At 40.0% G+C, this 13,186-nt stretch carries 15 protein-coding genes and 1 pseudogene; 11 read left to right on the top strand and 5 right to left on the bottom strand.

Annotated elements, in window-relative coordinates:
- The first annotated feature begins 108 nt into the window (after positions 1–108).
- The 6 genes from J2S11_RS13325 to J2S11_RS13300 all read left to right on the top strand — a co-directional run bounded on the left by J2S11_RS13325 (position 109) and on the right by J2S11_RS13300 (position 5,031).
- Complete coding sequence (locus J2S11_RS13325) at positions 109–1,059, top strand: ABC transporter permease (RefSeq protein WP_307395315.1); 951 nt, start codon at positions 109–111, stop codon at positions 1,057–1,059.
- Positions 1,060–1,071: 12 nt separating this feature from the next.
- Positions 1,072–1,977: an ABC transporter permease gene (locus J2S11_RS13320; RefSeq protein WP_307395561.1), complete on the top strand. Its 906-nt coding sequence runs from the start codon at positions 1,072–1,074 to the stop codon at positions 1,975–1,977.
- An 18-nt stretch (positions 1,978–1,995) separates the two neighbouring features.
- Positions 1,996–3,009: an ABC transporter ATP-binding protein gene (locus tag J2S11_RS13315; protein WP_307395313.1), complete on the top strand. Its 1,014-nt coding sequence runs from the start codon at positions 1,996–1,998 to the stop codon at positions 3,007–3,009.
- 49 nt (positions 3,010–3,058) lie between these two features.
- Positions 3,059–4,033 (top strand): ABC transporter ATP-binding protein, encoded by a 975-nt coding sequence (locus J2S11_RS13310; protein WP_307395559.1) that lies wholly within the window; start codon positions 3,059–3,061, stop codon positions 4,031–4,033.
- A 111-nt stretch (positions 4,034–4,144) separates the two neighbouring features.
- A complete protein-coding gene (locus J2S11_RS13305) occupies positions 4,145–4,531 on the top strand; it encodes an OsmC family protein (RefSeq protein ID WP_307395311.1) in 387 nt (128 codons plus the stop codon).
- 350 nt (positions 4,532–4,881) lie between these two features.
- Entirely contained in the window at positions 4,882–5,031 is a 150-nt protein-coding gene (locus J2S11_RS13300) for a hypothetical protein (RefSeq protein WP_307395309.1), read from the top strand.
- Positions 5,032–5,169: 138 nt separating this feature from the next.
- Here J2S11_RS13300 and J2S11_RS13295 read toward each other — a convergent pair whose 3' ends face one another.
- The 4 genes from J2S11_RS13295 to J2S11_RS13280 all read right to left on the bottom strand — a co-directional run bounded on the left by J2S11_RS13295 (position 5,170) and on the right by J2S11_RS13280 (position 8,283).
- Positions 5,170–5,619, bottom strand: a complete 450-nt coding sequence (locus tag J2S11_RS13295) for a class I SAM-dependent methyltransferase (protein ID WP_307395307.1) — start codon at positions 5,617–5,619, stop codon at positions 5,170–5,172.
- Positions 5,620–5,692: 73 nt separating this feature from the next.
- On the bottom strand, positions 5,693–6,610 hold the full coding sequence (locus J2S11_RS13290) for an alpha/beta fold hydrolase (RefSeq protein WP_307395306.1): 918 nt from the start codon (positions 6,608–6,610) through the stop codon (positions 5,693–5,695).
- 205 nt (positions 6,611–6,815) lie between these two features.
- On the bottom strand, positions 6,816–7,595 hold the full coding sequence (locus J2S11_RS13285) for a TetR/AcrR family transcriptional regulator (protein ID WP_307395304.1): 780 nt from the start codon (positions 7,593–7,595) through the stop codon (positions 6,816–6,818).
- Between the two features lie 244 nt (positions 7,596–7,839).
- On the bottom strand, positions 7,840–8,283 hold the full coding sequence (locus tag J2S11_RS13280; protein ID WP_307395303.1) for an Hsp20/alpha crystallin family protein: 444 nt from the start codon (positions 8,281–8,283) through the stop codon (positions 7,840–7,842).
- Between the two features lie 124 nt (positions 8,284–8,407).
- Here J2S11_RS13280 and J2S11_RS13275 point away from each other — a divergent pair, with 124 nt between their 5' ends.
- Both J2S11_RS13275 and J2S11_RS13270 read left to right on the top strand, forming a co-directional pair.
- Positions 8,408–9,040, top strand: a complete 633-nt coding sequence (locus tag J2S11_RS13275) for a hypothetical protein (protein WP_307395301.1) — start codon at positions 8,408–8,410, stop codon at positions 9,038–9,040.
- Between the two features lie 34 nt (positions 9,041–9,074).
- Positions 9,075–9,185: pseudogene (locus J2S11_RS13270) on the top strand (GNAT family N-acetyltransferase); the annotation flags it as partial.
- A 106-nt stretch (positions 9,186–9,291) separates the two neighbouring features.
- Here the strand turns inward: J2S11_RS13270 and J2S11_RS13265 are convergent.
- The gene (locus J2S11_RS13265; protein WP_307395557.1) at positions 9,292–10,113 is read right to left on the bottom strand and encodes an SDR family NAD(P)-dependent oxidoreductase; all 822 of its coding nucleotides are present in this window, start codon (positions 10,111–10,113) and stop codon (positions 9,292–9,294) included.
- 191 nt (positions 10,114–10,304) lie between these two features.
- Between J2S11_RS13265 and J2S11_RS13260 the strand changes: the two genes are divergently transcribed.
- The 3 genes from J2S11_RS13260 (at position 10,305) to J2S11_RS13250 (ending at position 12,910) form a co-directional block, all read left to right on the top strand.
- Complete coding sequence (locus J2S11_RS13260) at positions 10,305–10,892, top strand: TetR family transcriptional regulator (protein ID WP_307395299.1); 588 nt, start codon at positions 10,305–10,307, stop codon at positions 10,890–10,892.
- 227 nt (positions 10,893–11,119) lie between these two features.
- Positions 11,120–11,776 (top strand): hypothetical protein, encoded by a 657-nt coding sequence (locus J2S11_RS13255; protein WP_307395298.1) that lies wholly within the window; start codon positions 11,120–11,122, stop codon positions 11,774–11,776.
- Positions 11,777–11,800: 24 nt separating this feature from the next.
- The gene (locus tag J2S11_RS13250) at positions 11,801–12,910 is read left to right on the top strand and encodes a hypothetical protein (RefSeq protein WP_307395297.1); all 1,110 of its coding nucleotides are present in this window, start codon (positions 11,801–11,803) and stop codon (positions 12,908–12,910) included.
- Positions 12,911–13,186: the final 276 nt, after the last annotated feature.

Genomic DNA, 13,186 nt, shown 5'->3' with positions numbered 1-13,186 from the left:
CTCGTGATGAACTAGGAGGGTGTGACAAGTGGCTTGCCCACTTGAGCGCTCTTCTTTTTTTAAAGACAATTTAATCTTGATGTTTCAGAAGGAATAGGGGGGAGAAATATGCTGGCGTATATTATTAAACGGTTGCTGTCTTTAATACCTGTTTTATTTGTAGTAACGGTAGTTATCTTTATGATTATTCATATTACTCCAGGTGATCCGGCAGCAGCTATTCTTGGAATGGAGGCAACCAAAGAGCAAGTGGAGGCTTTAAATGAACAGCTTGGTCTGAATCAACCTATCTATGAGCAATATATCCAATGGGTTGGGAAGGTGCTTCGTGGTGATCTTGGTGATTCAATCTTTATGCGTCAGTCGGTTAATAAAGCGATTATTGAACATATCGGTCCTACACTTTCTCTAGCCATAGTGGCACAATCTATTGCTCTTTTGTTAGCTATACCATTTGGAGTGCTGGCTGCTTACAAACGAGGTACGGCAGTGGATTACTCATTAATGGGAGCCTCTTTGCTAGGGATGGCTATACCAAGCTTTTTACTTGGACTGCTTCTGATGCTTGGGTTTGGTGTCAAGCTTCAGTGGTTTCCAGTGGCTGGATATGAACCACTGAGTAAGGGTCTGTGGAATCATCTACAGTATTTGATTATGCCTGGTATTTCATTAGGAGTGATTCAAGCTGCCCTCACTACTAGAATGACTAGGTCGTCCATGCTTGAAATTCTCAATCACCCTTTTATTAAGACGGCTCGTTCTAAGGGTTTACCTGAAGTAAAGGTACTTCTAAAGCATGCTTTTCGTAATGCTTTTCTTCCGATTTTAACAGTGATTGGGCAAACCTTTGGAACTCTTATTACTGGTGCTGTGGTGGTAGAGTTCATATTTAACATACCGGGACTTGGACAACTCATTCTTAATTCAATTGCACGACGTGATTTTGCTGTGATTCAAGGTGTGGTGCTTGTAGTGACCGTGATGTATGTAGGCATCAATTTATTGATTGATCTGCTATACGGCATCATCGACCCACGGGTACGCTTGGATCGGAAATAGGAGGGATTGATGATGATAACGGCTGAAGAAAGAGCACGTATTGCAGAACTGAGCAAACAGATGAAGGCGGATCAGCGCCGCCTTTCCTTCCTGCGGATCCGATCCAACTACGGTATTTTAATTGGGGGAGGAATCCTTGCTTTTTTCATATTGGTTGCTTTATTTGGACCACTTGTTACTCCTTATGATCCATACGACATGAAGGTAGTTGAACGTTTGCAGGAGCCAAGCGTAACTCATTGGCTTGGAACTGATGAATTTGGGCGAGATTTGCTAACGCGTATCATTTATGGAGCAAGGGTTTCTATTTCTGTGGGATTAATCGTTGCTTTACTATCCTCTGTATTAGGATTAATTATTGGTGTGTATGCGTCCTTTTATAAAACGCTAGATCATATCCTGATGCGAATTTGTGACGGGCTTGTGGCTATACCGGGAATTCTTTTGGCTATTGCTCTAATGGCTGCACTTGGTGCATCAGCTACTAATGTCATCATTGCGTTAACCGTTGTCTTTACCCCGAATATTGCTAGGGTGGTTCGCTCATCCGCATTGATCATCAGAGAGATGCCATATATTGAGGCTATGCAGGTGCAGGGAGCTGGTAGTACTCGTATCATATGGAGACATATTGTGCCCAATGTCCTTTCACCGCTGTTAGTGCAGGCTACCTTTGTCTTTGCGGATGCTATCATTTCAGAGGCAGCATTAAGCTTTTTAGGGGCTGGTATTCCTGCTCCAGAGCCAAGCTGGGGAAATATTTTGCAGGCGAGTAAGCTAGTCATTTTTAAAGCGTGGTGGATGGTTGTATTCCCAGGAGCGGTCATTGTTCTGTCCATCTTATCCTTAAATCTACTAGGAGACGGGTTGAGAGACTATTTAGATTCAAGAATCCGGCTTCGTAAAAAGAAAAAATAAGTGTAAGGAGTGGTGTAGATGAACCCATTGTTGGATGTATGTCAGCTACGGACGCATTTTTATACGGAGCGTGGGCAGGTTACTGCCGTTGATGGTGTAAGCTTCACCATAAGTAAGGGGGAGATTGTAGGGATTGTAGGTGAATCCGGATGTGGAAAAAGTGTGATGTCACAATCCATTCTCCGTTTGTTAGATCATACAGAGGATGTGTCTTATGAGGGGGAGGCGCTATTTGATGGCGAGGATTTACTCAAGCTTACTCCTAAGAAGCTACGTAGTATTCGAGGCTCAAATATCTCTATTATCTTTCAGGACCCCTTGACCTCATTAAATCCTGTATATACCGTCGGAGATCAAATTGAAGAAGTGATACGTCTTCATCAAGGTTTGCCTCCAAAGGAGGCTAGGAACAAGGCAATTCGTATGCTTTCTTTAACGGGAATCCCATCCCCTGAGCGGAGAATTGATGAGTATCCGCACCAGCTGTCTGGAGGTATGCAACAGAGGGCTATGATTGCCATGGCGCTTGCCTGTGAGCCCAAGCTACTGATTGCAGATGAGCCTACTACGGCTCTTGATGTGACCATTCAGGCTCAAATTTTAGAGCTCATTGTGGAGCTTAATGAGAAGCTAGAAATGGGAGTGCTTTTCATTACGCATGATTTAGGAGTAGTTGCGGAGATTTGTACAAGTGTCAAGGTGATGTACCTAGGGCAGATTGTAGAAGAGCTACCGACGGATCTATTGTTTTCTAATCCTTTACACCCTTATACACAGGGACTTATTCGTTCAATTCCACGCATAGATGGTAATCGTCATGAGGATCTTCATGTGATTGAAGGAACCGTTCCTTCATTAACAGATATTCCGATTGGTTGTCGTTTCGCTACTAGATGTCCGTTTGCGGATGATCAGTGTAGACAGGTAGAGCCTCAAATGGAAACGGTAAGTGAAAATCATAGAGTTAAATGCTGGCACTATGATGAAATTAGACGTAGAAGGGAGGAGAGCGATCATGCAGAAAGGGCTTGAAGCGGAACAGTTAGATAATCAGGTTCATGTAGAGCCTTTTACCGAGAGTATGAATCAAAGAGACCCCCTATTAGATGTTGTTTCCTTGGAGAAGAAATTTCCGGTATACGGTGCTTTCGGAAAGCTATTCGGTTCCAAGGGACAGGTACACGCTGTCACGGACGTTTCTTTCTCCCTTTATGAAGGGGAAACCTATGGTTTGGTAGGTGAATCTGGATCAGGAAAAAGTACAACTGGTCGGGCACTTCTTGGATTGAGTCCTGCGACAAGTGGAGAGGTTCGCTACCGTGGACAGGATATTACCCATTTGAGTGAAAGGGAGCTTAGGTCTATTCGTAAAGAGATACAATTTGTTTTTCAGGACCCGTATGCCTCTCTTAATCCTCGTAAGAGGATAGGAGATATTCTGCGAGAGCCGTTAGATATTCATCAAATAGGAAGTTCATCAGAACGTATAGAACAGGTATATCAAATGTTAAAAACAGTTGGACTGCAGCCAGAGCATGCTTACCGTTACTCACATGAATTTTCTGGAGGACAGCGTCAGCGTTTAGGTCTAGCAAGAGCTCTAATTTTAAATCCGCAAATCCTGATCTGTGATGAGCCTGTATCTGCTTTGGATGTTTCGATTCAGTCGCAAATTTTAAACATGCTCAAAAGGCTACAGAGAGAGTTTCAATTAACGATGCTCTTTATTACTCATGATATAAGTGTTGTGCGACATATTTCCGATAGGATTGGTATTATGTATCTAGGACGTATTGTAGAGGAAGCCCATACCGATGAGCTGTTCGCAAATCCACTACACCCTTACACAAAAGCCCTGCTTTCCTCTGTACCCAACCTATCTCGACGGATGCGTGAAAGAATCGTTTTAAAGGGGGAGATTCCTTCACCCCTTGAACCCCCATCAGGCTGTGTCTTCAGAACACGGTGTCCTATAGCTACCGAGCAATGTGCACAGGAGATTCCTAAGCTACGTGAGATTCGGTCTGGCCATAAGACAGCCTGTCATTTTGTATAAGAGGATTTAATTGAAGTAAAAAATCTCATTATGTTGAAGCTTCATTTTAGTAAATGAGCAAGCATTTGTTGTAGGATGGTTATACATTATATTCAGAAGGGAAGTCATACAATGGCAATTATTCGTATCGAAGGTGGGCAGGATCAAGTATATAATGGAGCAGGCATACAGCTGGTTGGTAGCCACGCACCAGATCAAGAGGGGCTATCACCTAAAGAGCTTTTAGAGAGTGCATTAGCCCTATGTATATCTATCACATTGCAGAAGCTTTTAGAGCGTGATGGAGTGTCGTATGAGAAGGATGAAATCATCGTAGAGGTTAAGGCAAGAAAAGAAGAAGGGGTAACTAATCGATTTACTCATTTCCATACTACCCTTACGTTTCCTTCTGTTCTAGATCCTGCTTACCGTGCTAAGCTACTAACGATAGTGGAACGCTCTTGTACTATTAGTAATACATTACGTGGTGATGTTGTAATTGAAACGATAGAGAAATAAGTAGAATCAAATATACTAAATGATCCTGTTTCAGAGACTTCTGAGCAGGATTTTTTTATTTTATGATACTAACCCCCTATTGACTGTAATGGCAGAAATAAAATCATTTATACAATGGTTCAATGATAAAGGCAATAGCTCTGCAACATATGTCATGGAGCTGGATTACAATAAAGGTCTATTTACAAGTGTAAGCAGGGTGAAGTAGGAGCAATTTAGAGGGCGTCTTTTTTACTTGTGAATAATAAATAAAAATTAAAGTTAAAATAGAAAATTCTGATAAGTAAAGGAGATTAAACTCGATTGTAGAATATAGAAATTATAAAAAAAAGAAAGGGGTACAGATAAAAATGGGAAAATTATCCATGAATTTACTTTCTAGTGCTTTGCTTCTTGGGCTACTTTTTACTCCTATCTCAAGCGCTATTGTTGATCCAGGTGGTGGAGGGTCACCGCCAAAGCCGCCAACAGAGCCCATAAGGATTGAAAGAGTCTCTTAATAGGGGCTCTTTTTTGTTTGCAAGAAGATTTACCCTTATGTCGAATAGATGGCATAGGGGGTATACGTGATAGATAAAGAGACAATAGCAAATATTATATAAATAAATAGTGACATAGTAGATCCTTTTTTGTAACGCCTATCCCATTTTTCGTGCAATGTACATACCTCTGCCAATAAGTCCATGTTCATCATATTCTACCTCGAATCCTGCTTGCATAAATGAATGAATAAGATCATTGACTGTAAATAGCCCCATCCGATGTTCCTCAGTAAAATACTCTATTCCTGAATCAGTACCGAACAAGTAATCAAGCTTTAGTATGGAAAGATTGCCTTGTCTTCGAGCATGAGTCATCCTACACATTTTAATATCGTTAGATATAAATTCAGGGTTAAGATCGATTCCATCAACTAAATACTGATCCTTTAGGTAAAAGGCATGTTGAGCTGTCCCACAGGCAACGTCTAGGATGGTTTTATACTCCTGCCTTTCATTGGTTATGTATTGATGAATCTGTTCTGCTTCAGTTTTGTAATTTTTTGTGCTGTAAATAGTGTCATAGTATTTAGAAGAAACGTCAAACATGGTAAGCTTCACATCCTTTTGGTTTGCTAAAAAATATGATATTTTTAGCATCTTATCACAGATGAATTATTGTTTAAAGTAGTTTTATTGCTTCCCAAACTTTCTCTGGATGAAGCTGAGGAATCATGTGTGCTGTTTCTTTCCAGACTAACAAATGGGATTGTGGTACTTCTCGATGTAAACGGAAGCTGTGTTCTTTGGTTTCAAAGGGATCATCTTCCCCTAGTCCAATAACAATAGGGACTGTAATATCCTTGTACTTCTTAGAAATACGTTTTGCTACAGAAGAGAAGTAAAGGATATCCTCTCTGTTTGCTCTGAACTGGCCAGGTCGAAGCCATAATGCTTTAGCTTCTTGTTTATATCCCTCTGGAACTAGTTCTGGATTAAAAGTTACTTTCATAATCTGGTCGGATAATAGTGGACCAATCGTTGCAAGAAGAGTGTGGAGTGAAATAAAACCAAGCCATGGGGTGATTACCAATGATGAGATAGGATCTCCATTCTCTGCTGGATATCCTTCGGCATACATTCCTCCTCCCAGTGTAATTATTCCGGTCACTTTGCCTGGGTATTGAAGTGCATAAGCTAAGACTAGAAGACCACTCCAAGAGTGCCCGACTAATATGGGCTTTATCACCCCAAGCTTAGCTAATGCTTCGTGAATCATCTTTGCTTGATCTTCTGGTGTAGTGTTTTTTGGTCTATCACTGTAGCCATATCCTGGTCGATCGAAGGCGTAAGCACGGTATCCATGAGCTACTGCTTTGCTCATTACATCCTGAAAGTCATTAGCTGTAAGGACACCCCCATGCAAAAATACTACAGCCTGACCGTCTTCTTTACCTTGTTCCAAGTAATGCAATCTATAGCCATTAATCGTTATGAACTTTCCTTGAGGTGGATATTGTTCCTCTGCTCTTTTAAATTGATGAAGATTATATATAACTAGTATAGCAATAAAAAATCCGATACCGATAAGTACATACATTTTATGTCACTCCTCAAATTTAAGAATGCGTTCCTACAAAAAACTAGTGAGATTGTGGTAAAACAGATAAAAATATATGGAAGTACAATAAAGAAAAACACATCAATATACTACTTATAATATTATTCAAATACCAATTAGTATGTTATTGGTATAGAAAATGAATGAACAATCTGCTTTGAAAAGACTTATACAAGTCCTAAGTTCAAGAAGAAGGACTTATATTTTCCCATAAGAAGGCTGAAACAGTATGAATATATGAGGAAAGATCGGCCCTCTCAGGGTCAATCATCCACTCAACAGCCGCCCCTTTTAGAATAGAATCAATCAGCAAAGCAAAACTACTTGGATTTATGCTTGCCCTTATTCGTCCTTGATGTTGCATGTCAGCTATCAATTCGCTAATGTGTTGTAAAAAATCACGCTGTAAACTAGTTAAACGATCGCGTACTTCTTTCTCACGGCTAGCCACAACAAATTCCATGAAAAGACCAGCTGATTCTTTATTCTCTGCTAATCCTTCTAATTGCTCTTTGAGCCATTCTTCCAGTGCTAAGCGTGGATTGGGTGAAGTAAGCAAAGCTTCAATCCTTATTGAGAGTAGACGAATTTGTTGCTGTAGATGCTGCTCTAATAACGCTAGAAAAAGGTCCTGCTTACTACTAAAATGCCAATACACAGCCCCTTTAGTCATCCCTGTGTGCTCAGCAACTAGATCTAGAGAAGCCTGATGGTATCCTATTTTTGAAAACACGGTGGCAGCAGCCTTTATGATTCGTGAACGCGTATCACTTAGTTGGTAATTCTCACTCATTTGTTTATCTCGAAGCCACTCTCTCATTTCAGTCTTACCGCCAAAGTAACGGCGAACAGAGGTCCAATGCACTCCAGCTTCTTGAGCTATCTCTGCCATTGTAATTTGATCAAAGGGCTTTTCTGCGACGAGGCGAACAGCAACTTCAAAGACTCTATCCTTTGTAGACATAATTAATCTCCTTGATATTATATTCAAATACTCATTAGTATGTTAAGAGTGTAGCACAATAGATAGCTTAGAACAAGTGGTATTTGAATGAAGACAGGATGATAAAAAATGAAAACGAATCGTTGACTCAGCTTAAAGTCTTGCTTTAAGGTCTACCCACAATCCACAAAGTTATTCACCGAAACACCGATTCGCTTTCAAACACTTTTAATGGCTACATCTCGCTTCAGTTCAACAGGCTCAACTAGTCGATTGGAATCTGTTTACGAGAATGATGGTTATCAGGAAGCTTAGGTATCCATACGTGTAGCAAACCGTTCTCTAATTTAGCTTGAATAGAATTTACATCCGCGTTTCCTAAAAAGAAGCTCCTCACAAATTCTCCAGTTCTCCTTGAACTACCAATTAAATAGTTGTTATGATCCTTTAGCTCATTTATTTCATTAGTCTTCGCACGGATGGTCAGATAATGCCCTTCTAGCTCAAGATTAATATCATCCTTAGCAACCCCAGGAAGCTCTGCCGTTACAATGTAATGGTTTGTGTCCTCTCGAATACTGCTTCGAAATGATTGGTAGCCAAATGGAGACGCCCAGTTGCTCTCCATCAAATCATGGAAGGATCTAAGTAATTGCTCAAAAGGATCCTCATTACTGCGATAGGGATTCAATTCAGATATTTTAATCAACTCCTTTAGGTTTTTAAACTAACGTCTATCACTTATCACACTAAAAAGAGGATTCTTTATCCTCATTACCTAATATATTGAAATAGGCGGAAGTTGCTACACTCCATTTGAAAGGAGAGCAAAGGTGATATCAAAGAAGGTATTGATTATAAGTTTGATTAGTATTGGGGTTGTTCTAGTAGGCATAGGAATAGCCTTGTACATACAGTCAAATTTTGAAGCTCAGATACTGGAGGTAGAGCATGACGGTTTTATCATAACTAAAGCGCTAGAACCGTTATATAAACAATATGACCACCTCAATGATGTTGAGGACAGAGCAGAATTAATTATTATCGGAGAGGCGACTCAAAGCTTTGAAGAATTAAAGCAGATCCACAAAAATCGGATTATTAATGACCAATCACGAGAATATTGGGTAGATACTCAAATCAAGGTGCGACATATTATTAAAGGAGTATATGAAGAGAATGAAATCACAATTCCTCAACCCTTAACTGACTTTGATGTAGAAAATAACCACATTTTTACCCCTATGGGATATTCACCTTTCATAGAAAATGCACGATACGTTCTTTTCTTAACCAAATCTGAATTTGGTGTAAGCGGTGATCAGGAGTATGCATGGAACGTCATATCAGCGAATCATGGCAAGTATAATCTAGATGGCCAAGATCATATTGAGGACATCTTTTCTGATCGTAAGCAGCAGCGGATTAAAAGGCAAGTACTAAGAAAATATCAAGAATGGCAGTGATATAGTAGATACGCAAGAGATTGGAGATCGAATTATGTATATTAAGACGAAGCAATTAATCATTCGAAAGTTTGAAGAGAAAGATTGGCAAGCCGTTACGAATATACGTCGGATCAGGAGGTTATGACCTATATCCCTGAGCTCAGTGGTGTTAGGAGTCCTGCTCAAATGTATGCAAATAATAGTGGCTGCAAGAATTTACTTTTGCAGCCTATAATACTTACCTATATTTGAAGGAATTATCGCTTAAGCTATCTTAGGATGTGCTTAGTAAGGTTATATAGCTTAAGCGCATCCTCCTTACTAAGAGTAGGAAGGGTAAGGTCTAGGGACTTCGTTCGATCCCAGGCAATAAGACGTTGGGAGGGAGGATTATCCATCAGCTTGATAATCGGTTGAATACTTTTTTCTACTGGCTGTGCAAAGAGCTTACCCATTACTTTCATTATCCCTTTAAAAGGCTGGGACAAATGATTTGTACCGCTATTGGTATAGCCGGGGTGGTTAAGAATAAAGCGGGTCTTCCCGTTTTTATGATTCTCGGTATAGGCCACCCCAAGCAGATCGTTTGCACGTCCTCCCTGCAGAGTAGCCTTAAGTAAGCCATACCCCTGTTGAAGATTCAGGTCATCCCAATGTATCTCTCCTTTCGTCATTCCAGTACCTCCAATGCTCACAATTACTGGATTGTCACCGAGTTCCAGCAACTCCGTCAATCCGTAGCTCAAAACAAACCGACTGATGTAATAAAGGGCAAGCGTGCTTTCAAAACCATCCGGAGTCAGTTTGCGCTTAGGAAATTGCTGCATAGCCGTTAGAACTAATCCATCAAGTGACTGATGGCGTTGTTGCACCTCTTTGATTACCCGTCGATTTTCGGACAAAGACAACAGATTAGCTTGAATAAAGGACGCCTGTTTCTTAGCCCCAAGTTCTGCCGCTTCATCTAAAAAGTCTTTTCCCCTGAGAAGGTTACTGCCGGAAACAGTTACCCTGCTACCTTGGCGTAAATAGTGCATGGCAATTCCTTTACCCATTCCAGAAGTACCGCCTGCTATAAATAAGTCTTTCATCATCCCCACTCTCCCAAAAAAATATTAATTTTATCTACAAATGTTGACTAAACAACAATTGTCAATTAACATGTTAATATTATTACGTAAGCTAAACAATAAGCAAAAGGATTGATCTGTTGTGTAAGCAACATTTTATCGAAATTGTGTTTTTCCCAGGTCGGGATAGCGAGATAAGGAGATAATGTGACATGAGTTTAGTTAACCCTAATGATCCTCGTGTGAAGCGGACGAGAAAATATATTCAGAAGGCATTTACTGATTTGCTTGCAGAGAAGGACTTTGAAGACATCTCAATTCAAGATATTATGGAACGGGCAGAGCTGAACCGTGCCACTTTTTATAACCATTTTCAAGATAAATATGAACTGCTTGAATTGACCATGAAGGGGGCTTTTACGGAGATTCTATCTACATGGATTCCAGAAGGTACGAATTTGCAGGGCCATGATTTGTTGCGAAGTCTGATGCTGGCAGTCTGTCAGTGGCAGATTGAAGTAACTAAGCGGTTAAATTCAAGGCGGACTCTATCACAAGCTATGGAGCAGAATGCCAAGGAACAGCTGTATAACGTGATTATTACATGTTTAACTCAGGCCGGGAATTATTCAACTCAAGAACTCCGGAAAATAGAATGGATCGCAACGATGATTAGTTGGTCGATTTACGGGGTGGTTGTTAAATGGAGCAGTTCTCAGGAAGAACCAGCTGAAATATTCGTTGATAACGTGTTACCTTTCCTAATGTCGAACTTAAGTACTCTAGATGTCTTGAACTGAATATGAAGGTAGAATAAGTAATAAAATCCTTAATGTGATCTATAATCGTGCCAGTATTGATAAGGGAATGATTATGTGCAATTATGTGTCGACAGATTTATGTTGAATAGTCAGATTTTGAAGGATAAACTATATTAAAATCTCAGCATGAAAAGAAACTGGTGATCAAGAATTAAAAAAGTACGGCATGAAATCTAATCGATTAGGTCAATAAGGAGCGTGTGAGGATGTACAAGCATATAGCAGGTCGCTTGGATAAAAAGGTTAATTATACAAAGGATACAATTCAGGAAAAACAGGTCAGTTCATCTAGACAAGGCGCTCCATTTGTTGCTAGAGGGAGGGAAGTGGATCCCAAGGATGTCCTTACCTTGCAGAGAATGATAGGAAATGGTGCTGTACAGCAAGTGTTTCAGCTTGGACGAAAAAAAGATCTGGATGGCAATAGCAATAACAGAAAGAAGGAAAAAGGAAGCAGAAGAACGGAAAAAAAGGGTGGTAAGAAAAGCCAAAGAGACAAACGACCTGGAATCATGAGTGATCCTATTTTAGGCGATATATTTATTGATTTTTGGCATGGATTCAAACAAAAGCACGGTGGCAAGCTGGCTGATTATACAGGCGATAGAATGTTAAGGATGACTTTGAATGATTTAACCCAAGGAACGAGTGAATCTGAGCATGCTAATCAAACTTTACATTGGTTTTTCTCTAGATTCTTAGAGGAGCGACATCCGGAGTTATATCAAGAATTACTAGATAATGCAGAGCATGAAGACTATCACAATGATGAAGTAAAAGATAATGATAGTGATGAAGACGATGATGATTTCGGGGGCTTAGGTTCAGGCGGCAGTTTGGGAAGTGCAATAACATCGTATTAATAATGGGCACATGGGGGAAGCGTTGTGTTAAAAGGTACAAAAAACAAAGCTGTTACTACAACAAAGGTAGGGAACAAAAAAAAGACAGTTCACACTCAAGAACCAACCACTTTTGTCTTACAGAAAGCACTAGGAAATCATGCCCTCCAGTCGATCATACAGAGAAGCATTATGATTGGAGAAGAGCATAAGCCCTATTCAGCATTAGAAACATGGAATCTACTTGTACAAGAAAGAAGCTTCCCCACCAGTGCACAGTCCTCTGTCATGGAAGTACTTTTGGAATGGGATGAGGAAGATAGAGAATTTACGAGCTTAGATGAGATTGAAGAAGAGCTGGGAGGCTATGAAGTAGAGGTTCAGGGAGAGAACGTATTTTTTGAATTCAGTGAGGGCGATGATCAGATTCAGCTTGCTGACGATATCATTATGGCACTATTTATGGAGTATGGCATCTCATTTAATTCAAGGCACAGCTTTTTGGCTATAAAAAATAGTTTGAGACTTAATAAAGAAGAAATTGGTCAATCTGAATATAAGAAAAGATTAAAAAGATTAGATACAAGAACAAAGGAATCATGGTTGCTTGAAGATTTAAAAGCACTCCTGGAAGCATTAAAGTATTTTTCTCCTATCCTTGGTCGTAGAAGAGTAACAAGTCCTAGAGCTGATTTCCTTCAGGAGATCACTTCCTTCGGTAAAATAGATGAGGACGTAGACTTTGGTCATACATTAGCAGAAACGTTTAAGGAATCTGGTCATATCGTAATGTATGATGAGGGAACTAACGAAGTTGGGGAAGAGCCGAGCTATTCAGAAAAGGTGGATACTTTTGTTCATGAGCTAACCCATGGGCTCCTAGAGCATCGTCTCGATGATTTTAAAGAAAATGTTCCTTTTTGGACATGGATTGATCAACAGGAGAGGCATGAGGAAAGGGACCCAAGCTATAATAGACCTGACTATGATGGTGAAAAACCACCAACTCAGGTAGCCGTACAGGCTGTTCACGAAGATTTTGCTGAATCGGTGATGTTATTCTTTCGAAATAGAAAAAATTTTAGGATGATGTATCCAGTGAGATCTGCTATTGTGTCAAGGATTATAGAACAAGAATTTGGAGTAGAGCTTTAAAGGTGAAGAGACATCTATTCTAGGTGTTTTGCTGCTTCGTTTTAATCAATCTGATGATAATTAAGTAATGGAGATTTTAAAGAGAGCAAATTAAAAGAAACCCTCCTGGCTCAGTTGTTTATAATTGTGGTATACCAAGCTGTATAGGCTAAATATCCTTACATTATATATGTACATGGGATAAGGAGCCATTCCTGTAATGAAGTAATTTGAGGTTTGAGTAGAAAAGCGCCACTTGGTATACTGGGAAACGTTCCAAGCAGAGAACAAATCCCA

The sequence above is a fragment of the Bacillus horti genome (genome assembly GCF_030813115.1).
GTDB classification, from domain to species: Bacteria; Bacillota; Bacilli; order Caldalkalibacillales; family JCM-10596; genus Bacillus_CH; species Bacillus_CH horti.
This window is presented reverse-complemented; position numbering and strand designations above follow the sequence as displayed.

What these genes read in the sequence shown, in the direction of transcription:
- J2S11_RS13285 (WP_307395304.1), bottom strand. Translation starts at nt 7,595, where the DNA reads ATGTCTACAAAGGATAGAGTCTTTGAAGTTGCTGTTCGCCTCGTCGCA.
- J2S11_RS13295 (WP_307395307.1), bottom strand. Translation starts at nt 5,619, where the DNA reads ATGTTTGACGTTTCTTCTAAATACTATGACACTATTTACAGCACAAAA.
- J2S11_RS13325 (WP_307395315.1), top strand. Translation starts at nt 109, where the DNA reads ATGCTGGCGTATATTATTAAACGGTTGCTGTCTTTAATACCTGTTTTA.
- J2S11_RS13305 (WP_307395311.1), top strand. Translation starts at nt 4,145, where the DNA reads ATGGCAATTATTCGTATCGAAGGTGGGCAGGATCAAGTATATAATGGA.
- J2S11_RS13300 (WP_307395309.1), top strand. Translation starts at nt 4,882, where the DNA reads ATGGGAAAATTATCCATGAATTTACTTTCTAGTGCTTTGCTTCTTGGG.
- J2S11_RS13265 (WP_307395557.1), bottom strand. Translation starts at nt 10,113, where the DNA reads ATGAAAGACTTATTTATAGCAGGCGGTACTTCTGGAATGGGTAAAGGA.
- J2S11_RS13255 (WP_307395298.1), top strand. Translation starts at nt 11,120, where the DNA reads ATGTACAAGCATATAGCAGGTCGCTTGGATAAAAAGGTTAATTATACA.
- J2S11_RS13310 (WP_307395559.1), top strand. Translation starts at nt 3,059, where the DNA reads ATGAATCAAAGAGACCCCCTATTAGATGTTGTTTCCTTGGAGAAGAAA.
- J2S11_RS13320 (WP_307395561.1), top strand. Translation starts at nt 1,072, where the DNA reads ATGATAACGGCTGAAGAAAGAGCACGTATTGCAGAACTGAGCAAACAG.
- J2S11_RS13260 (WP_307395299.1), top strand. Translation starts at nt 10,305, where the DNA reads ATGAGTTTAGTTAACCCTAATGATCCTCGTGTGAAGCGGACGAGAAAA.
- J2S11_RS13315 (WP_307395313.1), top strand. Translation starts at nt 1,996, where the DNA reads ATGAACCCATTGTTGGATGTATGTCAGCTACGGACGCATTTTTATACG.
- J2S11_RS13290 (WP_307395306.1), bottom strand. Translation starts at nt 6,610, where the DNA reads ATGTATGTACTTATCGGTATCGGATTTTTTATTGCTATACTAGTTATA.